Origin of the sequence: Sphingopyxis sp. (assembly GCF_016704835.1) — a bacterium.
Taxonomy (GTDB): domain Bacteria; phylum Pseudomonadota; class Alphaproteobacteria; order Sphingomonadales; family Sphingomonadaceae; genus Sphingopyxis.
Map to the genome: position 1 here is coordinate 1 of NZ_JADIZJ010000001.1, position 23,582 is coordinate 23,582.

The 23,582-nt window shown below is 63.3% G+C and carries 20 protein-coding genes and 4 pseudogenes; 6 read left to right on the forward strand and 18 right to left on the reverse strand.

What is annotated here, in order from left to right; translation table 11 throughout:
- Positions 1-492: pseudogene (locus IPF76_RS20660) on the forward strand (hypothetical protein); the annotation flags it as partial.
- A 286-nt stretch (positions 493-778) separates the two neighbouring features.
- On the forward strand, positions 779-1,015 hold the full coding sequence (locus tag IPF76_RS00015; RefSeq protein ID WP_293837955.1) for an alpha/beta hydrolase: 237 nt from the start codon (positions 779-781) through the stop codon (positions 1,013-1,015).
- 193 nt (positions 1,016-1,208) lie between these two features.
- Here IPF76_RS00015 and IPF76_RS00020 read toward each other — a convergent pair whose 3' ends face one another.
- Both IPF76_RS00020 and IPF76_RS20665 read right to left on the reverse strand, forming a co-directional pair.
- Complete coding sequence (locus tag IPF76_RS00020) at positions 1,209-1,610, reverse strand: alpha/beta hydrolase (protein WP_293837958.1); 402 nt, start codon at positions 1,608-1,610, stop codon at positions 1,209-1,211.
- Positions 1,611-1,659: 49 nt separating this feature from the next.
- Positions 1,660-1,845, reverse strand: a pseudogene (locus tag IPF76_RS20665) (alpha/beta hydrolase); the annotation flags it as partial.
- Between the two features lie 301 nt (positions 1,846-2,146).
- Between IPF76_RS20665 and IPF76_RS00030 the strand changes: the two are divergent.
- Positions 2,147-3,467 (forward strand): annotated as a pseudogene (locus IPF76_RS00030) (transposase).
- A gap of 160 nt (positions 3,468-3,627) precedes the next feature.
- Here IPF76_RS00030 and IPF76_RS00035 read toward each other — a convergent pair.
- Together IPF76_RS00035 and IPF76_RS00040 are read right to left on the reverse strand one after the other, a co-directional pair.
- Positions 3,628-5,301 (reverse strand): MFS transporter, encoded by a 1,674-nt coding sequence (locus IPF76_RS00035; protein ID WP_293837961.1) that lies wholly within the window; start codon positions 5,299-5,301, stop codon positions 3,628-3,630.
- A 118-nt stretch (positions 5,302-5,419) separates the two neighbouring features.
- Complete coding sequence (locus IPF76_RS00040; protein WP_293837964.1) at positions 5,420-6,799, reverse strand: DEAD/DEAH box helicase; 1,380 nt, start codon at positions 6,797-6,799, stop codon at positions 5,420-5,422.
- Between the two features lie 369 nt (positions 6,800-7,168).
- On the opposite strand from IPF76_RS00040, the gene IPF76_RS00045 reads away from it, so the two are divergent.
- Complete coding sequence (locus tag IPF76_RS00045; RefSeq protein ID WP_293837967.1) at positions 7,169-8,641, forward strand: glycerol kinase; 1,473 nt, start codon at positions 7,169-7,171, stop codon at positions 8,639-8,641.
- A gap of 12 nt (positions 8,642-8,653) precedes the next feature.
- On the opposite strand, the gene rpmE is transcribed toward IPF76_RS00045, so the two are convergent.
- The 12 genes and pseudogenes from rpmE to rpsB form a co-directional block, all read right to left on the reverse strand.
- Positions 8,654-8,881, reverse strand: coding sequence for a 50S ribosomal protein L31 (gene rpmE / locus IPF76_RS00050; protein WP_088439403.1), 228 nt, complete (start codon positions 8,879-8,881; stop codon positions 8,654-8,656).
- A 105-nt stretch (positions 8,882-8,986) separates the two neighbouring features.
- Complete coding sequence (gene fabZ / locus IPF76_RS00055; protein ID WP_293837970.1) at positions 8,987-9,436, reverse strand: 3-hydroxyacyl-ACP dehydratase FabZ; 450 nt, start codon at positions 9,434-9,436, stop codon at positions 8,987-8,989.
- Between the two features lie 34 nt (positions 9,437-9,470).
- On the reverse strand, positions 9,471-10,163 hold the full coding sequence (locus IPF76_RS00060) for an OmpH family outer membrane protein (protein ID WP_293837973.1): 693 nt from the start codon (positions 10,161-10,163) through the stop codon (positions 9,471-9,473).
- The gene (gene bamA / locus IPF76_RS00065) at positions 10,163-12,853 is read right to left on the reverse strand and encodes an outer membrane protein assembly factor BamA (protein WP_293841814.1); all 2,691 of its coding nucleotides are present in this window, start codon (positions 12,851-12,853) and stop codon (positions 10,163-10,165) included. Before bamA ends, IPF76_RS00060 begins: the two co-directional genes overlap by 1 nt.
- Positions 12,854-12,925: 72 nt before the next feature.
- Entirely contained in the window at positions 12,926-14,059 is a 1,134-nt protein-coding gene (rseP, locus tag IPF76_RS00070; RefSeq protein WP_293837976.1) for an RIP metalloprotease RseP, read from the reverse strand.
- A complete protein-coding gene (locus IPF76_RS00075) occupies positions 14,052-15,218 on the reverse strand; it encodes a 1-deoxy-D-xylulose-5-phosphate reductoisomerase (protein WP_293837979.1) in 1,167 nt (388 codons plus the stop codon). The genes rseP and IPF76_RS00075 overlap by 8 nt, the downstream gene beginning before the upstream one ends.
- Before the next feature lies 1 nt (position 15,219).
- The gene (locus tag IPF76_RS00080) at positions 15,220-15,906 is read right to left on the reverse strand and encodes a phosphatidate cytidylyltransferase (RefSeq protein ID WP_293837982.1); all 687 of its coding nucleotides are present in this window, start codon (positions 15,904-15,906) and stop codon (positions 15,220-15,222) included.
- A gap of 3 nt (positions 15,907-15,909) precedes the next feature.
- Entirely contained in the window at positions 15,910-16,614 is a 705-nt protein-coding gene (gene uppS, locus IPF76_RS00085) for a polyprenyl diphosphate synthase (RefSeq protein WP_293837985.1), read from the reverse strand.
- Between the two features lie 99 nt (positions 16,615-16,713).
- Entirely contained in the window at positions 16,714-17,268 is a 555-nt protein-coding gene (gene frr, locus IPF76_RS00090; RefSeq protein WP_293837988.1) for a ribosome recycling factor, read from the reverse strand.
- 30 nt (positions 17,269-17,298) lie between these two features.
- Positions 17,299-18,030, reverse strand: coding sequence for a UMP kinase (gene pyrH, locus IPF76_RS00095; RefSeq protein ID WP_293837991.1), 732 nt, complete (start codon positions 18,028-18,030; stop codon positions 17,299-17,301).
- Between the two features lie 115 nt (positions 18,031-18,145).
- Positions 18,146-19,072, reverse strand: a complete 927-nt coding sequence (gene tsf / locus IPF76_RS00100; RefSeq protein WP_293837994.1) for a translation elongation factor Ts — start codon at positions 19,070-19,072, stop codon at positions 18,146-18,148.
- 281 nt (positions 19,073-19,353) lie between these two features.
- Positions 19,354-20,118 (reverse strand): annotated as a pseudogene (rpsB, locus tag IPF76_RS00105) (30S ribosomal protein S2); the annotation flags it as partial.
- Between the two features lie 311 nt (positions 20,119-20,429).
- Between rpsB and IPF76_RS00110 the strand changes: the two are divergent.
- Complete coding sequence (locus IPF76_RS00110) at positions 20,430-20,675, forward strand: hypothetical protein (protein ID WP_293837997.1); 246 nt, start codon at positions 20,430-20,432, stop codon at positions 20,673-20,675.
- Here the strand turns inward: IPF76_RS00110 and IPF76_RS00115 are convergent.
- Both IPF76_RS00115 and IPF76_RS00120 read right to left on the reverse strand, forming a co-directional pair.
- The gene (locus IPF76_RS00115; protein ID WP_293838000.1) at positions 20,659-21,432 is read right to left on the reverse strand and encodes a phosphatidylcholine/phosphatidylserine synthase; all 774 of its coding nucleotides are present in this window, start codon (positions 21,430-21,432) and stop codon (positions 20,659-20,661) included. The genes IPF76_RS00110 and IPF76_RS00115 overlap by 17 nt on opposite strands.
- Position 21,433: 1 nt before the next feature.
- Complete coding sequence (locus tag IPF76_RS00120; protein ID WP_293838003.1) at positions 21,434-22,168, reverse strand: phosphatidylserine decarboxylase; 735 nt, start codon at positions 22,166-22,168, stop codon at positions 21,434-21,436.
- Between the two features lie 138 nt (positions 22,169-22,306).
- On the opposite strand from IPF76_RS00120, the gene IPF76_RS00125 reads away from it, so the two are divergent.
- Positions 22,307-23,521: an NADP-dependent isocitrate dehydrogenase gene (locus IPF76_RS00125; RefSeq protein ID WP_293838006.1), complete on the forward strand. Its 1,215-nt coding sequence runs from the start codon at positions 22,307-22,309 to the stop codon at positions 23,519-23,521.
- Positions 23,522-23,582 lie beyond the last annotated feature (61 nt).

Genomic DNA, 23,582 nt, shown 5'->3' on the forward strand with positions numbered 1-23,582 from the left:
CGCTTTGAAGCGTGCCTGATCATCTATGCGCTGGCGGTGGGCGCGATGGCGCGCGGCGGCTCCTATCTGCACGAATATCCGGGGATCGGCGGCAAGCTGCTGCTAGTCGCGTCACCCAGCGGCATGAAGTTTTTCTGGCTGGAGCCAAGATTACCGACTGCCTGCGCTATGAACAAGCCGCGGCGCAAGATAGCGGACCTTCTAAACCGCAGCGGCCTTCCCCGCATCCCTGCGGGATATGCTAAGGCAGGAGCCATGAGCGGGATCAGCGGCCAGCCGGCCATCCAGTACCGAACATGTCTGTGGCCTGACGCCTGCGCGTCGCGCGCTCTGGCGGGCTGGCGCGGAGGCACGCCGCTGTTGTTTCTGAACGGCATCGGTGCCGACTTGGCCGCCGCAGCGCCGCTGCTCGCGCAAATCCACGGCCGCGAGGTGTGGACGCTCGACGTGCCAGGGTCGGCCGGCTCGCCCCGACGCCCTGCTGCCCTATAGCGCATCGACGATCGCCACCCGGTGGTGATGGAGATCGCCGATCGTTTCGCTCACAAGATGATCGACATCGCAGGGATTCCAGCTGGGGCGGCGCGCTGGCGCAGCAGCGTGCGGTCAATTTCCAAGCCGCGTCCTGCGCCTCGTCCTGATGGCAACGACACCGTTATGGGCGCGCCCAGGATTGGGTAGGCCGCGATGTTCGACGACGACATGCAGGCGAACGGGCTGAAAATCCGGAGCGCGACCCCGCCGCAAACATAGCGTATCAGACGGCGGCGATGGCGGGTTGGACCAGCGCGGCTATCTGCCGAAGCTGGAGGCGCTGCCGACGCTGGTACTGACCGGCGAACGGGATGGCGTCATGCCCGCCTGCTATGGTCAGATGCTTGCCAGCCTGATCGACGGCTCCGGGTGCTGGAAGGTGGTGCCGGGATCGCACCTGTTTCCCTTCACCCACGCCGCCGCGATTTGCGGCGCGGATCCAGCGTTTCTGGTTCCAGCCCGGCAGCGGGGCGAAGCATGACCGCCGCTTAAGGAAAATCGGCAATCGCAGCCGCTGTCGCGTCAGGGTCTTCATCATCGGCAAATGACCGATGTTTTTAGGCAGCACCGCCCCAGACCCCGCATCCTTTTTCACCGAGAAGTCTGCGCGCCCCGCTGGGATTGATGATGGAATCTTTATCGCCGAACAGGATCAGCGTCGGCGCCTTGATTTATCACCGACCCGCGCCGCCATCGCGGGTTCGCGGTCCATCCGCGCCCCGCGTGAGCGCCTCGCGATTGCCGGGGAAGCTGGCAGCACTCCCAATAGCGGTCGATCCCATCGCCCCATCGACGATCGTCTGCTTTTCGACCGATCCGCGCAGCGACTGTTCAACCAGCACGCGCGGCGTGATCTGGGTCGCGAGCCAGCGACCGAAGGGATATTTCAGGATCCGAAAGCCGACATTGATTCGGGCGCTCTTCTCTCCTCGGCGCGGCGGCATGCCGCTTGCGTCGAGCAATAGCAGCGCATCGACCCGCCCCGGCCGTGCCAATGCGTAACGCCACGCAACCCAACCGCCCATCGAATTGCCGCCAAGGATGAAGCGATCGAGGTGACTTTGCGGCGACGACATCGACCGCCGCTGCCATGCCGTCGGCGCTGTAATCCTTGTCCGGAGTGCCACCGGTCAGCCCACGGCCGGGCAGGTCGAGCGTGACGATACGGTAATCGGCGCCCAGCCGCTGCACCAGCGGTTCCCAGGTGTGCAGGCTGCTGTTCGACCCGTGCAGGAGGATAATTGCAGGCCCGCCGCGCTTGCCCTGGTCGCGATAGTGGATGCGCTGCCCCGCCGGTCCGGCCGCGAACACCGCGTTCGGTCCGCCATATTGCGATCATCGCCTCGCGATCGGTATCCGACGTGCGCAGCGCGAGGAAAATGGCGAGGATCGCCACGAGCAACCCCAGCGGGATCAGTAACCGCTTTCGCCGGAACAACGGACGCCGCGGCGGCTGTGGTTCGAAATCGTCGTCGTCGATCATCATCACGCCCCTCACGGCTGGCGCGACCCTAGCGCGCGAGCGCAGTCCGTCAATGCGAGGCTAGGAGCCCGTCCACGATTTAGCATATTTGGGCTGGACTGCGGCGATGAGTTTTGATTCAGTCGGGGGATGAGCAAGCGCTTTCTTCCCTGGGATGTTGATCAGGTATCTCTGTTTCCGCCTTCGGTGTCGGATTATGTCCCGGTCTCGCACCCTGCCCATTTTGTTCGGGATCTGGTGCGCGACGAGCTGGATCTCGAAGCGGTCTATGCATCGTATGACGATGCTCGTGGGGCGCCGGCGTTTCATCCTGCGATGATGACGGCGCTGCTGCTATACGCGTACACGCAGGGCCTCTATTCCTCGCGACGGATCGCGCGGGCTTGCGAAGACCGGCTCGATTTCCTTGCGGTGACGGCCAGTTCGAAGCCGGATTTTCGGACGATCTCAGAGTTTCGCAAGCGGCATCTCAAAGCGCTGTCGGGATTGTTCGTACAGGTGCTGAAGCTGTGCGCCGAGGCTGGCCTGGTCATGCTTGGCCACGTCGCGCTGGACGGTACCAAGATCAAGCCAATGCGTCCAAGCACTGGCGATGAGCTGCCCGTCATGCAAAAGGCCGAAGCGGCGCTTGCGGCCGAAGTGGCAAGCTGGCTCAAGTCTGCCGAGGCCGCTGACCGCCGCGATGATGCGAGCCTCGGTGCCGGCCAGCGCGGCGACGAGTTGCCCGACTGGGTTGCCGACAAACAGCAGCGCCTGACCAGGATCCGTGAGGCCAAGGCCGCGCTCGAAGCCGAGGCCCGAGCAAAGGAAGATGCCAAGGCTGCAAGGCGAAGGGCGATGATGACGATCGCAGCGATGGACCGCGGCCAGGCCGCAAGCCTGAGCATCCGCCAGGAACGCCTAAGCCCAAGGCACAGCGCAACCTGCACCGACCCGGACAGTCGGATCATGCCGGGCAGATGGCTTCATTCAGGCGTATAACGGTCGGATCGCCGTCGATGCGACCGCGCAAATAATCGTGGCGCATTCGCTGTCGAACTCGTCAGCCGATTCACTTTGCCTGATCCCGCTCACCGACGCTGTCACCCGGAACATGGAGGCAAGAAGGCCAGGAGATCTCGGCGGACGCCGGCTATTGCTCCGAAGCCAATCTGGCCGGGCTCGGGATCGCGAGATTTCCGCTTACATCGCCACGGGCCAGGCCAAGCGCCCGACGACCGGAGGCAAGGTGGGCGGACCGCTCACCCCAGGCGATGCGCCAGAAGCTCAAGCTTGGCGGACACCGCAGTCGCTATCGTTTACGCAAACAACTGCCCGAACCGGTTTTCGGACAGATCAGCAAGCGCGCGGATTCCGTCAGTTCCTCCTGCGCGGTCTCGACAAAGTCCAAGACGAATGGAGCCTCGTCTGCATCGCCCACAATATCACCAAGCTCTGGGCCGTAGCGTAGTTCTGCCCTCTTCGATTGCGTCTCTTCAGCGCCACAGGCCGCAACCAACCCGGCATTCGGGCCCAATCCACCGCGATTCCACCACCCCTCAGGTCAAAACCGCGCGAACGCCGTCATGTCCGCCGCGACACCTGCGAAAAAAGAGTTCGTGGACGGGCTCCTAGTCGTGAATTTGGCGACGAAAAGTTTCCGGCAGGAAGAACAGCCCGATGACCAGCGTGATCACCGCTACCACGACCGGGTACCACAGGCCGTAGTAGATATTGCCCGTCGCCGCGACCATCGCGAACGCGGTCGTCGGCAGGAAGCCGCCGAACCATCCGTTGCCGATATGATAGGGCAGCGACATCGAGGTGTAGCGGATGCGGCTTGGGAACAACTCGACCAGCATCGCGGCGATCGGACCATAAACCATCGTCACCAGAAGCACGAGGTAGAAGAGGATCGCGACGACGAGCGGTTTGTTGATCGCCGCAAGGTCGGCTTTCGGCGGATAGCCAGCTTCCGTCAGCGCTCTCTGGATGGACTCCCTGATCTCGCCCAGATTCTCCATTGGCGCTGGCGAGCCGCCGAAGGTCGTTGTCGCTACCTCCAGCACGATGCGATTTCCGACGAGAAGCCGCATTTCGTTCGATCCCGGCGCGAGTTGCCGGTCTTCCGTCTGATAAGGCACACCTGCCTTCGCCAAATAGGCCTTGGCGACGTCGCAGGGACTTGTGTTGAACTTGTTTTGACCGATCGGATCGAACTGAAATGAGCAGTATGTTGCGTCCGTGATGAGAGTCACCGGCGCGCGCGCCTGCGCCTCGGCCAGCGCCGGGTTGGCGGCGGTGGTCAGCATGTGGAACGCCGGAAAATAGGTCAGCGCGGCGAGCGCACAGCCTGTCAGGATGATCGCCTTGCGCCCGATCTTGTCGCTCAGCCAACCGAACAGGATGAAGAAAGGCGTGCCGAGCGCGAGCGCAATGGCGATCAATATGTTCGCGGTCGCGCCGTCAACCTTCAGCGTCTTTTCGAGGAAGAACAGCGCATAGAATTGGCCGGTGTACCAAACGACCGCCTGCCCCGCGACAGCGCCGAACAAGGCGATGATCACCCATTTGAGGTTGCCCCAGCGCCCGAACGCTTCGGTCAGCGGCGCCTTTGACGTCGTACCCTCATCCTTCATTTTCTGGAAAACGGGGCTTTCGTTGAGCTGGATGCGGATCCACAACGATACGCCGAGCAGGATGATCGAGACCACGAACGGGATGCGCCAGCCCCAATCGGCAAACGCTTCCTCGCCGATCAGGGTGCGGATGGTGATGACGACGCCCAGCGCCGCGAACAGGCCGAGCGTCGCGGTGGTCTGGATGAAGCTGGTGAAGAGCCCACGCTTTCCCTCGGGCGCATGTTCGGCCACGTAAGTCGCCGCGCCGCCATATTCGCCGCCGAGCGCCAGCCCTTGCAGAAGGCGCAAGACAACGAGCAGGATCGGTGCGGCGACGCCGATCGACGCATAGCTGGGCAGCACGCCGACGAGGAAGGTCGAGGCGCCCATCAGACCCATGGTGACGAGGAAGGTGTTTTTGCGCCCGACCAGATCGCCGATGCGGCCGAACACCAACGCCCCGAAAGGGCGCACGGCAAAGCCTGCCGCAAAGGCGGCGAGCGCAAAGATGAAGCCGGTGGTTTCGTTGACGCCCGAGAAAAATTGCGCCGAGATGACCGTCGCGAGCAGACCGTAAAGGTAAAAATCATACCATTCGAAAACGGTACCGAGCGACGAGGCGAGGATAACCTTGCGTTCGCTTTGGCGCGTGTCGATGGGTGTTGCCCCGATCGGTCCGGTCATCCTCTTCCCCCGATCGCCCCGAGCCAGTCGAAGGCCGTTCTCCGTTTAGCGACGCTAAAGGAAAGAGCGGTGCTTCGACAAGCTCAGCGCGAGCGGAAAGAGAATATTGTTTAGCGCATCAACCGACGCGCGTCACCGCACCCTTATGCGCGCCGACGCTCTTGTTGCGCGGGCGGAAGCGGCGCTTGCGCTGGCCTTCGGCGCCTTCGCCGGCCGGAGTATCGCGGCGCGGACCGCGATCACCGCGCGGCTGGCCGCCGCTCGGCTGGCGGCGCGCATCCTGACGCTGACGGTTCGGGTCGCGGCCCTGGCCGCCGGTGTCACGCGGCCCCGCAACCGGCTTGGGCAGGTTGCGCACCAGCTCATTGAAATTCTCCGGCAGCGGCATCGGCTCGGACTTGCTGCGCGTGACGCGCTCGATGTCCTTCATATACGGCCGCTCGTCGGGGGCGATGAAGCTGATTGCCATGCCCTCGGCGCCGGCGCGCGCGGTGCGGCCGATGCGGTGGACATATTGTTCGGGTACGTTCGGGATTTCGAAGTTGATGACGTGCGAAACGCCCGACACGTCGATGCCGCGCGCGGCAATGTCAGTCGCGACGAGCAGCTTGATGTCGCCCGAACGGAAGGCCTGCAGCGCGTGGGTGCGCTGCGACTGGCTCTTGTTGCCGTGGATCGCCATCGCCTTGATCCCGGCGCCCGCCAGATGACGCACGACGCGGTCGGCGCCATGCTTGGTGCGGGTGAAGATCAGCGCGCGGTCGATATCCTGGGTCGCAACAACCGAGTGCAACAACGCCTGCTTTTCCTTCTGTTCGACGAAGGTCGCGAACTGACGGATCTTTTCGACGGTGGTTGCCTGCGGGGTGACCGACACGGTGACGGGATCGTTGAGGAACTGCTCGGCCAGACCGGCAATTTCCTTGGGCATCGTTGCCGAGAAGAACAGGTTCTGGCGGCGCGACGGCAGCAGCTTGGCGACGCGGCGCAGCGAGTGGATGAAGCCCATGTCCATCATCTGGTCGGCTTCGTCCAAAACGAAGATTTCGACGTCGTCGAGACGCAGCGCGCGCTGGTCGATCAGGTCGAGCAAACGACCCGGGGTCGCGACGAGGATATCCACGCCGCCCGACAGGTCGCGGATCTGTTTGTTGATCGGCACGCCGCCGAACACTGTCGAGACGCTGAGCTTGGTAAAGCGGCCATAGTCGCGGCAGCTCTGCGCAATCTGCGCCGCCAGCTCGCGCGTCGGCGCGAGGACGAGCATGCGGCAACCGCGCGGGGTAGGGCGGTGCGGGTAGGTCAGCAGGTGGTGGATCGAGGGCAGCGAGAAACCGGCGGTCTTGCCGGTCCCGGTCTGCGCGATACCGCACAGGTCGCGGCCCTTCATCAGCGGGGGGATTGCCTGCATCTGGATGGGGGTCGGGACGGTATAATCCTTGGCGGCAAGCGCGCGATTGATGTCGGCGTGCAGGCCAAAGTCGTTAAAAGTTGTCATAAATACTCACTATGAGCGACGCGCAGGCGCATCCGTTCGGATCGAACGGACGGCGCACGGGCCGCGGGTTCGAAACGACCCGCGTGAAAGGGTGCCTCTGGGGACAAAGCGCTGGTCCGGCTCGTCCCGCGCCTGAGATTGGGCGGGAAAATCACGCTGCCGGTAGTTACGGCGGGTGATCCCGCCATGCTGCGCTGCAACAGCATATGGCATGGGTTGCGTGCTTTTGCAAGATAATTGCGCGGAGCAGGATTGCTCCCCTCCTCCGTTCGTGCTGATCTTGTCGAAGCACAGTTCTTCTCTTCGGCCGTCGGAGAAGAAAGAACGGCCCTTCGTCAAGCTGAGGGCGAACTGGAGAGGGAGGGCGTCATGGCCGAGAAGATCATCGTTATCGACGAGGGCACCACGTCGACCCGGACGATGCTGTTCGCCGCCGACGGCACCCCGCTCGGCAGCGCGCAGCGCGAGTTTCAGCAGCATTATCCCGGTCCCGGTCTGGTCGAACATGACGCCGCGGAGATCTGGGAGGCCACCCTCGCCTGCACCCGGGCGATGATCAAGAAAGCCGGGGGAGCGGACAAAGTCGCAGCAATCGGGATTACGAACCAGCGCGAGACCGTCGTGTTCTGGGACCGCACCACCGGCGAACCGCTCGCGCCCGCGATCGTGTGGCAGGATCGGCGCACCGCCGCCGACTGCGCGGCGCTGAAAGACGCGGGGCATGAAGCGGCGGTTCAGGCGACGACCGGCCTGCTGCTCGATCCCTATTTTTCGGGGAGCAAGATCGGCTGGGCACTCAAACACTGGCCGCAATTGCGCGAAGCGGGCGACCGGCTCGCGGTCGGGACGATCGAATCCTATCTGATCTTCCGGCTGACCGGCGGCGTGCATGTCAGCGATGCGACCAATGCGTCGCGGACGTTGCTGATGGACATCAACGGGCGAGGCGGCTGGGATGCGGGACTGTGTGCTCTGCTCGGCGTACCGATGTCGCTGCTGCCCGAGATCACGGGTTGCACGACCACCGTGGGCACCACCGATCCCGAGCTGTTTGGCGGCGCAATCCCGATTTGCGGTATGGCGGGCGATCAGCAAGCAGCGACAATCGGTCAGGCGTGCCTCGCGCCCGGGCAGACCAAGGCGACCTTTGGCACCGGCGCCTTCATCCTGTCGGCAAGCGGGACGACGCGCCCGCATTCGCAAAACCGGCTGCTTGCGACGGTGCTGGTGGAGGAAGGCGATGTCCGCAGCTACGCCCTGGAAGGATCGGTATTTGTCGCGGGGAGCCTGATAAAATGGCTGCGCGACGGGCTGGGCCTGCTCGCCAATGCGGGCGAGAGCGAAGGGCTGGCGCGGTCGGTGACCGACAATGGTGGGGTGTATCTGGTCCCTGCCCTCACCGGGCTCGGCGCGCCGCACTGGCGCCCCGATGCGCTTGCTGCGATCTCGGGCCTCAGCTTTGCCAGCACCAAGGCGCATGTCGCGCGCGCCGCATTGGAGGCGCAGGCGTATCAGGCGCACGACCTGAAGTCGGCCTTTGCCGCCGACGGGGTCGATTGGGCCGACCTGCGCATCGACGGCGGGATGGCGGCGAACGACTGGATGGCGCAGGATCTGGCCGACATGCTGAACCTGACCGTCGAACGCCCCGATTTCGTCGAGAGTACGGCTTTGGGCGCCGCAATGCTCGCCGCTACCGGCGCAGGGCTGCACCCCGATCTGGCGAACGCGGCGAAAGCGATGCGCGGCACCGCGACGCGCTTCACCCCGGCGCTGAACGCCGACAAACGCAAAGCGCGCCTTGCCGGGTGGCAAAGCGCGCTTGCAAAGGTTTTGAGCTGACCGCCGAAGCGATTAGCGCTTGAGCGTCAGACCACCAAAGCGCTTGTTGAACTTGGCAACCTGGCCCGCCGCGTCGAGCATGCGGCCGTTGCCACCGGTCCAGGCAGGGTGTGCGGTGGGGTCGATTTCGAGCGTCATCGTGTCGCCCTCTTTGCCCCACGTCGAGCGCGTCTGATATTCGGTGCCATCGGTCATCTTGACCGTGATCATGTGATACGCAGGGTGAATGTCTTGTTTCATGTCTTAAGCTCCTGTGCCGCTGGTTACCGACCAGCGCGCGCGAGTCTGTGCGTCCGGGGACGCGAAGGTGCGGCCCCTAGCGGCGAATGCCCGATTTGGCAATAGTTAGTCCGCAGGCGGGTCGGCGATCATCGCTGTGAACTGGCATTCCGCGGCGAGCACGCCGTCGAGCATCGCCTTGCCTTCGAACCGGCAGACGCTGCGCTTGGCTTGGATGATCGTTGCGTGCAGGTCGAGCAAGCAGCCGGGTTCGACGGGCTTGCGGAATTTCGCTCCATCGATCGCCATAAAATAGACGAGCTTGCCGGTGCCGGCGAGCCCCATCGATTCGATCGCGAGGACACCGGCGGCTTGCGCCAACGCCTCGACGATCAAAACGCCCGGCATGATCGGCCGACCGGGGAAATGCCCCTGGAAAAAGGGCTCGTTCATCGTCACCGCCTTGATCGCGTGGATCGAGGTGTCGGGCACGATCGACACCACCCGGTCAACCAGCAGCATCGGATAACGGTGCGGCAGCAGCGTCAGGATCCGGCGGATATCTACCGGTCCCATGGCTCCTGCCGCTTTTTCCCCGTCGGTCACGATATTAGCGGGTCGTCGGTGCGGTGCCGGTCGGCGCCGGTGCGGCAGGCGTCGTGCCCGGCTGCGCGGTGCGGGCGGCATCCATCAGCTGCTGGTTGCGCTGCTGAACGAGTTGTCCCGGCTGGTAACCGGCGGGAACCGCGGTCGACACCGTCGGAAGGATCCGGTTGAGTTCGGTCACGACGGAATCGGTGATGTCGACATTGTTTTCGCGCGCCAGTACCGCATCGGGATTGAGCAGAAGGTCGATCTTTTTCCCCGTCATCGCGGCGCGGATCGCTTCGTTCATGCGAACGCTGATCTGGTCTTCAACATAAGCGATGGCGAGTTCGATCGGACGACCGATCTGGCCGAGTTCGGTCTGCGCCGCCTGGCGCTTGTTCTGAACCGCCTGACCAGCGGCCTGCAACGCCGCCTGGTTCTGCGGGGTTTTTTTCGATTCTTCGTTATATTTGGCGATCAGGACGTTGATTTCGGCCTGCAGCGTCTGGCCGCGCGACTGCTGCTGGTCGATTTGCGCCTTGTAGGTCGTTTCGATCTGCTGCGACGCGACCGTGAAAGCGTTCGAACGCGCGGCGGCGACGCGCACGTCGGCGACGGCAACCGCCTTCGCCTGCGCAACTGCAGGGACGGCCATGATCGGCGAAACCGACAGCGTGGCGATGGCGAGCGCCGAAGCGGTGAGAATTTTCTTCATTAGAATTGAGTTCCTACGTTGAATGAGAAGCGTTTGGTATCATCACCCTCTTCTTTGCGAAGGGCGTAAGCGAAGTCGATCCGGAAGGGACCGAAAGGCGAGTTCCAGTTGACCCCGGCACCGATCGAAACGCGCGGCATCCAGGTATCGCCAAAGAAGCGCTCCTCGAAGGGGTCGAGGCGCGAGAAGCCGGTCGGACATGTCGTATATTGGCCAGTTCCCGTCGGAACGCCGCCCGCCGGCGTCGTCGTCGTTTCATCGGCAAACTGGCTCGTGCCCGTCGCCGCATTGCGGCAGAGCGATTTGACGAGGCCTTCGCCGGGCACGCCCGGACGGGTATCGCGAAAAGTCGCAAGCGTGGTCAGTTCCGGCCTGCGGACGCTGAACACCGAACCGACGTCGAGGAAAATCGAAGGCCGAAGCCCGAGTTCCTTCGCCCCGGTGCCGAGCGGGATGTCCAGTTCCAATCGGCCCTGATAATAGGCGCGGCCGCCGAGCGCGTCATCGATCTGACCGCGACTGCCGTCCGTCTCTGTGACAACAACAGGATTGGCGGGATCGGTATTATCCACCGAATATCGAATTACGCGCGGACCAACGCCGCGAATATCGAAGCCGCGCATTTGCGGTTCGCCCAGGAAGAATCGGTCGGTCAAGCGCACCTTGTCGCTGGTCGGGGTCGGGGCGCTGCCAAAGGGATAGATATAACCGCCCTCGGCCGAGATGTTGAGGATGAAGCGACTACCAAGATTGAAGTGTTTGGACGCGTTCGCACGGGTACGGACATATTTGACGCTGCCGCCAAGTCCCGCAAAATCCTGGCTGAGCGACAGCGACTGGCCGCGGGTAGGACGGATGCGGTTGTCGCGGTCATCATAAGCGAGCGTGTAGCCGACGAGCGAAGTGGTACGCTTGCCGATCGCATCGCACAGATAGCGTCCCGCGACGAACGGGTCGCATTGATTGCCAAAGAAATATGTACCGCGGTCCAGAGTCACATCGTCATAGTTCAGGCTGTAGCGCGCGAAGAAAGACATGAATTCGGTGAGCGGCACGCCAGCGTTAAGCTGGAAACCGGTCGTCACCTGCTCAAACGTCGTGCGGCGATCATTGTCGATGAAGTTGAACGAGTTCAAATCGCGGCGATACACGCTGCCGCCGACGGAAATATTGCGGTCGAACAGATAGGGCTCGGTAAAGCCAAGCTCGACCGACTTCGAATAGCTCGAATAATTGACCGACGCCTGGAGCTGCTGGCCGAGGCCGCGGAAGTTGCGCTGGCGGATCGATGCCTGGAGCAGGAAATTCTCAATCGACGAGAAGCCAGCCGACAGCGAGAGTTCACCCGTCGGCTTTTCCTCGACGTTGGTTTCCAGGATGATACGGTCGGGCGCGCTGCCTTCCTTGCGCTCGATTTCCAGATTTTCCTGGAAATAGCCGAGGCTGTTGAGGCGGTTCTCGGTGCGCTTGATGCCAAAGCTGTTGAACGCGTCGCCTTCGTTCAGGCGGAACTCGCGGCGCACGACCTTGTCATGCGTCAGCGTGTTGCCGTTGACGTCGATGCGCTCGACATAGGTCCGCGGACTTTCGGCCACATTGAAGGTGATCGCCATCGTCCGCGTTTCGGGATCGCGGCGAAATTCGGGATTGATGTCGGCAAAGGCATAGCCGAACAGGCCAGCGGTCTCGCTCAGGCTTTCGACGGTGTCCTCGACCAGCTTGGCATCGTACCAATCGTCCTTCTTCATTGGCAGCAGCGTCTTCAGCATTGCAGGCTGGAAGTCGCGCAGCTCGCTCTTCACATCAACGTCGCTGAACTTGTAGCGCTCGCCTTCTTCGACGACATAGGTGATGATGAAGTCCTGCTTGTTGCTCGTCAGCTCGGCGACCGCCGAGATGACGCGGAAATCCGCATAGCCGTTCTGCAGGTAGAAGAGGCGCAGCTTCTGCTGGTCATAAGCCAGACGATCGGGGTCGTAGCTGGTGTTCGACGACAGGATCGTGAGCAAGCTCGACTGCTTGGTCGCCATTTCGTCCTTGAGATCGCCGTCGCTGAACTTTTCATTGCCGAGGATGCTGATCTGGCGAACCTTCGATTTCGGTCCTTCGTTGATTTCAAACACGACATCGACGCGATTCTGGTCGAGCGACACCATCTTGGGCTCGACCGTCGCGGCGAAGCGGCCCTGGCGCTTATAAAGCTCGATGATGCGCGCCACGTCGGCGCGGACCTTCGAGCGCGTGAAGATTTGGCGCGGCGCAAGCTTGATTTCGGGCCGGATCTTGTCTTCCTTCAGGCGCTTGTTGCCCTCCAGGATGACACGGTTGATAACCGGATTCTCGGTGACCTCGATCGTCAGCGCACCATTGTTGTCGGTGATCTGGAAATCCTTGAACAGCTCGGTGGCGGCAAGATCCTTGAGCGCCTGGTCGAGCGTCGCGCGATCGTAGCGCTGACCGACGCGAAGCCGCAGATACGACAGGATCGTCTGCGCCTCGAGCCGCTGGTTGCCGACGACGGTGATCGTCTGCACCGTGGTGGCGGTCGGAGCCGCTTCGCTCGCGGGCGCGGGCACAGTTGGCGGCGCGACTTGCTGCGCCATCGCCGGCGCTCCGAGCATCGTTCCTGCCATGAGGAGGGCCGACAGCTGTGTCCGCGCCGAGAATTTGTGTGAAGCCACGCTGTTCATCCCGAAAAAATAACTCAAAAGCGACCAACCCGCCTGACCACGGGCTCGCGCGCACTCCCTGCCCCAGACTCGCTAGCCAATCAAGCGCGCGATCCCGTCCCACAGGCCCAATGAGCCCAAATCGTTGAAAGTCACGACCAGCATCAGGGTGACGACCGCTGCAAAGCCGAATCGGAACGCCCATTCCTGCACCTGCGGCGGCGCGGGGCGGCGCCGGATTGCTTCATAGGCGTAGAAAAGCAAATGACCACCATCGAGCATGGGCAATGGCAAGAGGTTGATGAACCCCAGATTGATGGAAATCAGCGCGATGAAGAATATCAGCGACGCAATCCCCAGCGTCGCCGCCTGCCCCGAAATTTCGGCAATCTTGACCGGTCCGTTCATGTCCTTGATCGACCGGCGCCCGGTTAGGAATTGACCTAATACCTCGCCCGTCTGTCGGACAATCTGCCAAGTCTGGCGGAGGCCGACCGCCGGGGCTTCGAGCAGCGCCACCGGTTGCAACTGCGTAGGCGGCGGCGCCAGACCGATGATAGCGCGTTCATATTCCTTTCCGAAGGGGTCTTTGTCTTTGACCAATCGCGGGGTGAGTTCGACGACGCGCTCGCTGCCGCCGCTGACCACCCGGACCTGCATCGCTTCGCCCGGACGGTGCGCGACCGCCATCGGGATATCCCCGAACACCGCGATCGGTCGCCCGTCGATTTCAACGATCCGGTCGCCTGTCCGCAGGCCTGCTGAAGCCGCGGCGGACCCGGCCTCGATCCCGCCGGCGACCGGCGGCGTCACCGGCGTACCGCCAACCCATGCAAAGCCGGCAAGAATGAGAATCGCGAACAGGAAATTGGTTACGGGGCCTGCTGCCACGATCAGCGACCGCTTCCACACCGGCTGGGCCGGAAAGGTATGTGATTTCTGGTCGTCAGGGAGTTGCTGCCAGTCGGCATCGGGCTGGCTGACAGCGTCCCGGTCGCCCGCGAACTGGACATAACCGCCCAGCGGCAGCCAGCCGATCTTCCATTTGGTACCGCGCTTGTCGGTCCAGCTGACGATCTTGCGTCCAAAACCTATCGAGAAGGTGTCAGACTTTACACCGCACCAGCGACCGACGATGTAATGGCCATATTCATGGACGAAGACGAGCGGGCCGAGGACCAACAGGAAAGCGGCGACGGTGAAAGCGAAACCGGGGGTCTCAAGCATGTTCTAATTGGTCCACAAAATGCTGGGCAGACGCGCGGGATGCGGCATCGACGCTGAATATATCTTGAAGCGATGACGGGGCCGCAGGTTCCACGGAGTCGATCACCCGGCGCACGGTATCGACGATCGCGGGAAAGGAAATGCGGCCCGCCAGGAAGGCGGCCACGGCCACCTCGTTCGCCGCGTTCAGTTGCGCCGGGCGGGCGCCGCCCGCGGCGATCGCGGCGCGGCACAGCGCGGTGGCGGGAAAACGAACCTCGTCGGTCGCCTCGAAATCGAGCCGCGCGATGGTGGCCAAGTCGAGCGGCGCGCAGGGCGTTGCCATCCGCTGCGGCCAGGCGAGCGCGCTTGCAATAGGGATCCGCATATCGGGCGAACCTAACTGGGCCAGCGTCGAGCAGTCGATATATTCGACCAGGCTGTGGATCACCGATTGCGGATGAACGAGGATTTCGATGCGATCGAGACCGACAGGGAAAAGATGATGCGCCTCAATCAGTTCGAGGCCCTTGTTCATCATCGTTGCCGAATCGACGCTGATCTTGGCGCCCATCGACCAGTTCGGATGCGCCACCGCCTGCGCCGGGGTGACGCGCGCCATGTCGGCGGCGCTCATCGTGCGGAACGGCCCGCCGCTGGCGGTCAGGATGATGCGCCGCACCTGATCGATGCGGCCACCCGCCAGACACTGAAAGATCGCATTATGCTCGCTGTCGACCGGCAGAATCGTCGCGCCGGATGTGCGCGCAACGGCTGACATCAGCGCTCCGGCCGACACCAGCGCCTCCTTGTTGGCGAGCGCGACATCATATCCCGCCGCCAGCGCGGCCATCGTCGGGGCCAGTCCGGCGGTGCCGACAATCGCGGCCATGACGAGATCCGTCTGACGCTGCGCGGCTTCGACCAGCGCATCCGCGCCTGCGGCGGCTTCGATGCCGGTATCGGCCAGCGCGGCCTTGAGGTCGCTGAGCCGCGCGGCGTCGGCGATCACCGCGACATCAGGGCGAAACTCCCTGGCGAGCTTTGCCAGTTCAGCGACGTCGCTGTTGGCGGTCAGCACCGTGACGCGCCACGCCTCGCCGTCGCGCCGCACAAGGTCGAGAGTCGACTGCCCGACCGAACCCGTGGCGCCGAACAGCGAAAGGCGGCGCTGCGTCATGTCAGCCCGCCGCACCAACGCTCAGCTGCCCGACATAAGCCAGCGCACCCAGCAACAGCGCCACCGGCAATATTCCGTCGACGCGATCAAACAGGCCGCCGTGACCAGGAATGAGCTTGCCCGAATCCTTGACCCCGGCGCGGCGCTTCATCCAGCTTTGCGCAAGATCGCCCATCTGCGCGAGCAGTCCCATGCACAGGCCGATCCAGAGCGGCACGCCGATGATGCCCGCACGGTCGCCAATCGTGGCGCTGGCGATCAATGCTGCGATCATGCCACCGATCAGCCCCGACCATGTTTTGGACGGACTGATCGTCGGCGCCAGACGCGCGCCGCCAAAGGCGCGGCCAGCAAAATAGGCACCGATGTCGGTCGCCCACACCATGCCGAACACCCAGAGCGCCGCGGTCATGCCCAGCTGATCGCGAATGAACCACAGCCCCGCCATCGCGCCAAGCGTCAACACCGGCCCCAGAATATTCAGCAGCGCCTTGGCGCCGCTGCGCAGGGTCATCGCCCGCACCAGCGCAAACCATTCGACCAGCATCAACGCGCCGCCGACCAGCAGCAACAGCCCGAACGCCAGCCCCCCGAACCACAGGGCGGTCCCGGCAATCGCGAACAAGATGATCGCCGACCCCGCGCGCACCATGAAATCCGATTTCTTCCCTTCGGCTGCCGTCGTCATAACTTATAGTCCCCCGTAACGACGATCGCGGCGCGCAAAATGGTCGAGCGCCGACTGCAGGTCGGCCGGTTTGAAATCCGGCCACAATATGTCGGTGAAATAAAGCTCGGCATAGGCTGACTGCCAGAGCAGGAAATTCGACAGTCGCACTTCGCCCGAGGTGCGGATGAGCAGATCAAGCGGCGGCATGTCGGCGGTGTCGAGATGCGCCGCGATCGCCGCTTCGCTGATCTCGCCCGCTGCGGCGGCGGCCTGCGCGGCGCGGACCAGCTCGTCCTGCGCGCCATAGTTGAGCGCGACCGCCAACGTCGTGCGCTTGTTGCCCGAGGTACGTTCGAGGGCATTTTCGATCAGCGCGACAACGTCGGGCGCGAGCGCGCGCCAGTTGCCGATCACTTTCAGCTTCACGTCATTGGCGGCAAATTCGTCGAGGTCACTGAGGATGAAGCGCTTCATCAGACCCATTAGATCGCTGACTTCTTCCTCGGGCCGTTTCCAGTTTTCCGAAGAAAACGCATAAAGCGTCATCGCCTCGATGCCGAGGTCGCCCGCCGCTCGAACGATGGTACGCACCGCCTCAACGCCCGCTTTGTGACCGGCGACGCGGGGAAGCAGGCGTTTTTTGGCCCAGCGGCCATTGCCGTCCATGATGATGGCGACATGGCGCGCGCCGTGATTTGGAATTTTCACAAAAGCCTCAGAAGCCATTGGTATCGAGCGAAGTCGAGACACGGCAAGGCGAGCGCGGACTCGGCGCGTCTCGACTTCGCTCGACACCAACGGAAGAGAGGGAAGCGCCGGAAAGCACTAGCCCAGGATTTCCTTTTCCTTCGCGGTTGCCGCGGCATCGAGTTCGGCGATCGTTGCGTCGGTCAGCTTTTGCACCTCGGTCTCGTGGCGCTTGCGCTCGTCCTCGCTGATTTCTTTCTTGTTCTCGTCAGCCTTGAGATTGTCCATCCCGTCGCGGCGGACGTTGCGCACCGCGATGCGTGCCGCCTCGGCGTATTTGCCGGCAAGCTTGGACAGCTCCTTGCGGCGTTCCTGCGTCATTTCGGGGATCGGCAGGCGCAGCATCTGGCCATCGACGATCGGGTTGAGCCCCAGCCCCGCCGAACGGATCGCCTTGTCGACCGGCCCGACGTTCGATTTGTCCCAGACCTGGACGGTCAGCATGCGCGCCTCGGGCGCGCTGACCGAGGCGACCTGGTTCAGCGGCATGTGGGCGCCATAGACCTCGACCGTCACGGGATCGAGCAGCGCGGTGTGCGCGCGCCCGGTACGCAGTCCCGACAGGTCGCTCTTCAGCGCCTCGATCGCGCCGTGCATCCGGCGCTCAAGGTCGGCCTTGTCATATTTCGCCATTGTTTCGTCCTCTTCTTATGCTTAGCGTGTTCAGGCGCTGCCGGGGGCGTCGGCCACGACGGTCGAAACCCCCTCACCAGCCAATACCCGCGCCAGATTGCCGGCTTCGCGGATATTGAACACGACGATCGGGATATGGTTGTCGCGGCACAGCGCGACCGCGCTCGCGTCCATCACCTTCAGATTGTCGGCGAGCACGCGGTCATAGCTGAGCGTATCGTAACGCACCGCCGACTTATCTTTTTTGGGATCGGCATTATACACGCCGTCGACACTGGTACCCTTGAGCAGTGCGTCGCACTTCATTTCGGCAGCGCGTAGCGCGGCGCCGCTGTCGGTGGTGAAATAAGGCGCGCCGACGCCCGCGGCGAAAATCACGACACGGCCCTTCTCCAGATGGCGTTCGGCGCGGCGACGGATCACCGGCTCGCACACCTTGTCCATCTCGATCGCCGACTGGACGCGCGTTTCGACGCCCAATTGTTCGAGGGCGTTCTGCATCGCCAGCGCGTTCATGACAGTGGCGAGCATGCCCATATAGTCGGCCTGCGCCCGGTCCATGCCCTTGGCGGCGCCCGCCATGCCGCGGAAAATATTGCCGCCGCCGATGACAAGGCAGATTTCGAGCCCGCGCTCCTTGGCCGCCTTCACTTCGGCCGCCATGCTGGCAACCGTTTCCGGGTCGATGCCGAACGGGGTCGACCCCATCAACGCCTCGCCCGACAGTTTCAGCAAGATGCGTTTCATGCCGGGCAGAGCCATGATCGGGGGAACCTCTTTCAACCACTTGATAAGCGAATGGCGCGCACCCTAGTCAGAGTACGCGCCATTGCCAAGCGGACTGCCGCGCCGCAGCGCAGCAACTCCGCGTTTTGTTTTAGACGCCAGCGACCGCTGCGACTTCCGCCGCGAAATCGCTTTCTTCCTTCTCGATGCCTTCGCCGAGCTGGAAGCGGGTGAAGCCCTTGAGCGTGATCGTCGCGCCGACATCCTTGCCGGCTGCGGCGACGACTTCGGCGACCGGGGTCTTGCCATCCATGACGAACAGCTGCGACAACAGCGCGTTTTCCTTGCGGAACTTCGCGATGCCGCCGTCGACCATTTTCGACACGATGTCAGCGGGCTTGCCCGACTGCGCAGCCTTTTCCTCGGCGATCGCGCGCTCGCGCGCGACCAGCTCGGGGTCGAGATCGTCGCCGTTCAGCGCCAACGGATTGGCGGCGGCGACGTGCATCGCGAGCTGCTTGCCCAGCGGTTCGAGCACGTCGGCACCAGCCGTCGATTCGAGCGCGACGAGCACGCCGATCTTGCCCATGCCGGGGGCGGCGGCGTTGTGGACATAAGCGGTGACGACGCCCGAGTTCACCGACATGATCGCCGAACGGCGCAGCGACTGGTTTTCACCGATCGTAGCGATATTCTGGGTCAGTGCTTCGGTGACGGTGCCGCCGGCCGGATATGCGGCAGCGCCAAGCGCGTCGGCGTCGGTGATGTTACCGACGAGCGCGACCTGGGTCACGTCGCGAACGAAGCCCTGGAACTGCTCGTTCTTGGCAACGAAGTCGGTTTCGCTATTCACTTCGACCATCGCACCGCGGGTGCCGTCGGTGACGACGCCCACGAGACCTTCAGCGGCAACGCGGCCGGCCTTTTTGGCGGCGGCGGCGAGGCCCTTGGTGCGTAGCCAGTCGATCGATGCTTCGATGTCGCCGCCATTTTCGGCGAGCGCCTTTTTGCAGTCCATCATGCCGGCGCCCGTGCGGTCGCGCAGTTCCTTGACGAGAGCGGCCGTAATTTCAGCCATGGGTGATCCTTTCCAATGTGGGGGCAATCCGGCCTGCCGGAACTGCCGATACGCCGCGCGAATGGCGGCGTGATAAGTCAGAACGGGGCCCCGGGGGGGGCGGGGGGGGGAGGGGGGCGCCGCCCCGGGGGGCGCGGGGGGGGCGGGGGGGGGCGGGGGGGGGGGGGGGGGCGGGGGCGGGGCGGGGGCCGGGTCCCGGGGGGGGCGCGGGGGCCCTCGGCAGCCGGAGCGGCTTCGACGGCAGGTGCGGCTTCGACGGCCGGGGCTTCTTCGGCAACCGGAGCCGCAGCGTCTTCGACCAGCGCCGGCTCGGCGACCGGGTTCACCGCCGCGCCCAGATCTTCACCGCGATCGGCGCGCGCCTGCTGGCCGCCACGCGTCGCTGCCTGAGCAATCGCATCGCAGTACAGGCGGATGGCGCGCGCGGCGTCATCGTTGGCGGGAACCGGGAACGCGATGCCGTCGGGCGACACGTTCGAATCGAGAATAGCGACGACGGGGATGCCAAGGACGTTGGCTTCCTTGATCGCCAGCTCTTCCTTGTTCGCGTCGATCACGAACATCACGTCAGGAATGCCGCCCATGTCGCGGATACCGCCGAGCGACATTTCGAGCTTGTCGCGTTCGCGGGTGCGGTTGAGCACTTCCTTCTTGGTCAGGCCCGAGGTGTCGCCCGAGAGCTGCTCTTCGAGCGTCTTGAGACGCTTGATCGAACCCGAGATCGTCTTCCAGTTGGTGAGCATGCCGCCCAGCCAGCGGTGATTGACGAAATGCTGACCCGAAGCGCGGGCGGCATCGGCGATTGGACCCTGCGCCTGGCGCTTGGTGCCGACGAACAGGACCTTGCCACCCGAAGCCGCCGACGAGGCGACGAATTCGAGGGCGCGCGCAAAAAGCGGCACGGTCTGCGACAGGTCGAGAATGTGGATGCCGTTGCGCGCGCCGAAAATATACGGCTTCATGCGCGGGTTCCAGCGGTGGGTCTGGTGGCCGAAGTGAGCGCCAGCCTCGATAAGATTCTGCATCGTGACGACAGGTGCCGCCATAGTCTTTCTCCTTCCGGTTGGTCCTCTGGAAAGCAAGAACCGGGCTCCGCAAGCGGATGATCCCGGCACCGGTTTATGTGCGCCTTCCATGTGGAATGCGCGGGCCGTTAGCCGCGTTGGTCACCAAAAGCAAGCGCCGACGGTGCATTTGGGATGAACAGCGCGCGCGTCGGATCATTCGATCCGGCGCCAATCTGACTCCATTCGTCGCAAAACACTTGAGAACAAATCAAGAACATGCAACCAAAAGCCAAGCGAAACCGTCATTCCCCTTGGAAAGGTTTCGTTAACGAATCCCGGAAGGACAGATCATGGTTCAGGTTGCAGCCGCACTTCTCTTTGCCTTCGCCGCCGGACTCGGCATCACGGTGATCCTGGCCATGCTGAAATCGAACGAGTCGGCGATTCTTTCGGCGCTGCTTGGCGAAGGCGCTTTCGCGGGCGATACCGCACCGCAGCCCGGGCCTGCGACCGTCATCAAGCTCCGCCCGTCAACTCCGCTTCGCCACGTCGCACGCGCCATCGTCGCCCGGCCGCAGCTTAGCCGCGCCGCCTGACCTTGGCGTAGCTGGCGAGGCCAAACGGCAGCGTGGCGGCATAGAGGGCGCAGACGGCGAGCAGCGTCAACCACGGGGCGGTTACCAGCGCAGCGCCGAGCAATCCTACCCCCGCCAAGGCGAATAGTCGCCACGAACGACGCAGGCGGATCGAAGCCCAGCTGTAGGTCGGTAGCGCCGAGATCATCAGCATCGCAACGCCGAGCGCCCAAGGCATCACGAGATACCATTCGCGGAAAAGCTCATTGCCGGTCGTCAGCCAAAGATAGACCGGCACGAACGCCAGGCCTGCCCCGGCCGGCGCGGGAATTCCTGTATTGAACCCGGCGGACTTGTGCGGCTGAAAATCGGCATCCATTCGCGAGTTGAAACGCGCCAGACGCAGCGCACAACAAACCGCCAGCGCGAGCGCCGCGGTCCAGCCGAATTTCGGCGCATCCTGCAGCGACCACAAGAACAGGATCATCGCGGGGGCCACGCCGAAGGCGATCACGTCCGAAAGCGAATCGAGCTCGGCACCGAATTTGCTCTGCGCACGCAGCAGGCGGGCGATCCGCCCGTCCATGCCGTCGAGCACCCCGGCGAAAATTACTGCAGCGATCGCGAGTTCAAACTGCCCGCCGATCGCGAAGCGCACCCCGGTCAGACCAAAGCACAGCGCCAGCACCGTAATCGCATTGGGGGCGAAGGCGCGCAGGCCGATGCCGCCGATCCGGCGGCCCGCAGCGTCGGCGGGAAGTTGGTTGTCGTCTATCACCCTATTGCCCGATGCCGTCGATCATCGCAGACTGACCGATCCGCGCGACGACGGTCTCGCCCGCCAGCGTCCGCTGACCAAGCAACACCTGCGGCGTTGTCCCCGCGGGCAGAAAGACATCGACGCGGCTGCCGAAACGGATCAGCCCGACGCGCTGGCCCGTGGACAACTCATTGCCCATCGTTACAAACGGCATGATCCGCCGCGCAACCAAGCCCGCGATCTGGGTGAAGCCGATACGAACGCCATCGGCGCGCTCGACGACGAAATGCTGGCGCTCATTCTCTTCGCTCGCTTTGTCGAGATCGGCGTTGAGGAATTTACCCGGGATATAGACAAGCTTGCGCAGCGTTCCGGCGATCGGGGTGCGGTTGATATGGACATCGAACACGCTCATGAAAATCGACACGCGCAGCATCGGCGCATCGCCCAGTCCGTCGGCGCCAGCGATTTCGGGTGGCGGAACGACTTCGGCGATCTGCGTCACCAGCCCATCGGCGGGCGCGATGACGACATCGCTGCCGGTCGGGGTGATGCGGACGGGATCACGGAAAAAACTACCGACCCACAAGGTCACCCCCAACATCAGCCAGCCGACAATCTCCCAGCCGAGCAGCCAAAAGCACAGCGTGATGATCGCGGCGATCAAAAGGAACTTGCGCCCCTCGGGATGGATCGATGGCCATTGCCATTTGATTCCGCCACCGGGGCGGTTGGAAGAGATGATGTTGGACATGGCCGTTCTTCTAGGGTGCGTGCCTGACACTGACAATGGATAAGGCAGGGCTCGGGTTCCACCACGCCCATTGATCAATCGCGCGGCTTTGCCTAAGGCCCGCTGCAACTCCGACTCCCCAAGGATAAAGGCAGCAGCATGGGCAAGATCAAGGTAGCCAACCCGGTCGTCGAACTCGACGGCGACGAAATGACCCGGATCATCTGGCAATGGATCCGCGAACGGCTGATCCTTCCCTACCTCGACATCGACCTGCATTATTACGACCTCAGCATCGAGATGCGCGACCAGACCGACGACAAGATCACCGTCGATGCCGCCAACGCGATCGCCAAATATGGCGTCGGCGTAAAGTGCGCGACGATCACCCCCGACGAACAGCGTGTAGAGGAGTTTGGACTCAAGAAAATGTGGAAGTCGCCGAACGGCACGATCCGCAACATCCTCGGCGGCGTCGTCTTCCGCGAACCGATCGTGATGAAGAATGTCCCGCGCCTCGTCCCCGGCTGGACCGACCCGATCGTCGTCGGCCGTCATGCGTTCGGCGACCAGTATAAGGCGACCGACTTCCGCGTCCCCGGCCCCGGCAAGCTACGCCTGGTGTTCGAGGGTGAGGACGGTACGCTGATCGACGAAGAAGTATTCCTTTTCCCCTCATCGGGCGTCGCGATGACGATGTACAACCTCGACGATTCGATCCGCGACTTTGCGCGCGCCAGCCTCAACTATGGCCTCGCGCGTAAGTGGCCGGTGTATCTGTCGACCAAGAACACGATCCTGAAAGCCTATGACGGCCGCTTCAAGGACATCTTCGAAGAAGTGTTCAATGCCGAGTTCAAGGCGCAGTTCGATGAGGCCGGCATCGTTTACGAACACCGCCTGATCGACGACATGGTCGCATCGGCGCTCAAATGGTCGGGCAAGTTCGTCTGGGCTTGCAAGAACTACGACGGCGACGTGCAGTCGGACACCGTCGCGCAGGGCTTCGGCTCGCTCGGCCTGATGACCAGCGTGCTGATGACCCCCGACGGCCAGACCGTCGAATCCGAAGCTGCGCACGGCACCGTTACCCGTCACTATCGCATGCACCAGCAGGGCAAGGCGACATCGACCAACCCGATCGCGTCGATTTTTGCGTGGACTGGCGGGCTCAAGCACCGCGGCAAGCTCGACGACAATGCGGCACTGGTGCAGTTTGCCGACGACCTCGAAAAGGTCTGCGTCGCGACAGTCGAAAGCGGCAAGATGACCAAGGATCTGGCGCTGCTGATTGGCCCCGACCAGAACTGGTTGACCACCGAAGGCTTTTTCGAAGCGATCGTCGAGAATCTCGAAAAGAAGATGGGCGCATAAAAAACAAGCGAAAAGGTTGGGATAGCTCTCTAGCCAATCGGGGCCGGCCTGCATAAGGTCG

Excerpts from the sequence above, each read along its gene's own strand:
- tsf (WP_293837994.1), bottom strand. The coding sequence starts at position 19,072 with ATGGCTGAAATTACGGCCGCTCTCGTCAAGGAACTGCGCGACCGCACG.
- pyrH (WP_293837991.1), bottom strand. The coding sequence starts at position 18,030 with ATGGCTCTGCCCGGCATGAAACGCATCTTGCTGAAACTGTCGGGCGAG.
- IPF76_RS00125 (WP_293838006.1), top strand. The coding sequence starts at position 22,307 with ATGGGCAAGATCAAGGTAGCCAACCCGGTCGTCGAACTCGACGGCGAC.
- IPF76_RS00075 (WP_293837979.1), bottom strand. The coding sequence starts at position 15,218 with ATGACGCAGCGCCGCCTTTCGCTGTTCGGCGCCACGGGTTCGGTCGGG.
- IPF76_RS00120 (WP_293838003.1), bottom strand. The coding sequence starts at position 22,168 with ATGTCCAACATCATCTCTTCCAACCGCCCCGGTGGCGGAATCAAATGG.
- uppS (WP_293837985.1), bottom strand. The coding sequence starts at position 16,614 with ATGGCTTCTGAGGCTTTTGTGAAAATTCCAAATCACGGCGCGCGCCAT.
- IPF76_RS00045 (WP_293837967.1), top strand. The coding sequence starts at position 7,169 with ATGGCCGAGAAGATCATCGTTATCGACGAGGGCACCACGTCGACCCGG.
- IPF76_RS00110 (WP_293837997.1), top strand. The coding sequence starts at position 20,430 with ATGGTTCAGGTTGCAGCCGCACTTCTCTTTGCCTTCGCCGCCGGACTC.
- IPF76_RS00035 (WP_293837961.1), bottom strand. The coding sequence starts at position 5,301 with ATGACCGGACCGATCGGGGCAACACCCATCGACACGCGCCAAAGCGAA.
- rpmE (WP_088439403.1), bottom strand. The coding sequence starts at position 8,881 with ATGAAACAAGACATTCACCCTGCGTATCACATGATCACGGTCAAGATG.
- IPF76_RS00080 (WP_293837982.1), bottom strand. The coding sequence starts at position 15,906 with ATGACGACGGCAGCCGAAGGGAAGAAATCGGATTTCATGGTGCGCGCG.
- frr (WP_293837988.1), bottom strand. The coding sequence starts at position 17,268 with ATGGCGAAATATGACAAGGCCGACCTTGAGCGCCGGATGCACGGCGCG.
- bamA (WP_293841814.1), bottom strand. The coding sequence starts at position 12,853 with ATGAACAGCGTGGCTTCACACAAATTCTCGGCGCGGACACAGCTGTCG.
- rseP (WP_293837976.1), bottom strand. The coding sequence starts at position 14,059 with ATGCTTGAGACCCCCGGTTTCGCTTTCACCGTCGCCGCTTTCCTGTTG.
- IPF76_RS00060 (WP_293837973.1), bottom strand. The coding sequence starts at position 10,163 with ATGAAGAAAATTCTCACCGCTTCGGCGCTCGCCATCGCCACGCTGTCG.
- fabZ (WP_293837970.1), bottom strand. The coding sequence starts at position 9,436 with ATGGGACCGGTAGATATCCGCCGGATCCTGACGCTGCTGCCGCACCGT.
- IPF76_RS00040 (WP_293837964.1), bottom strand. The coding sequence starts at position 6,799 with ATGACAACTTTTAACGACTTTGGCCTGCACGCCGACATCAATCGCGCG.
- IPF76_RS00020 (WP_293837958.1), bottom strand. The coding sequence starts at position 1,610 with ATGTCGTCGCCGCAAAGTCACCTCGATCGCTTCATCCTTGGCGGCAAT.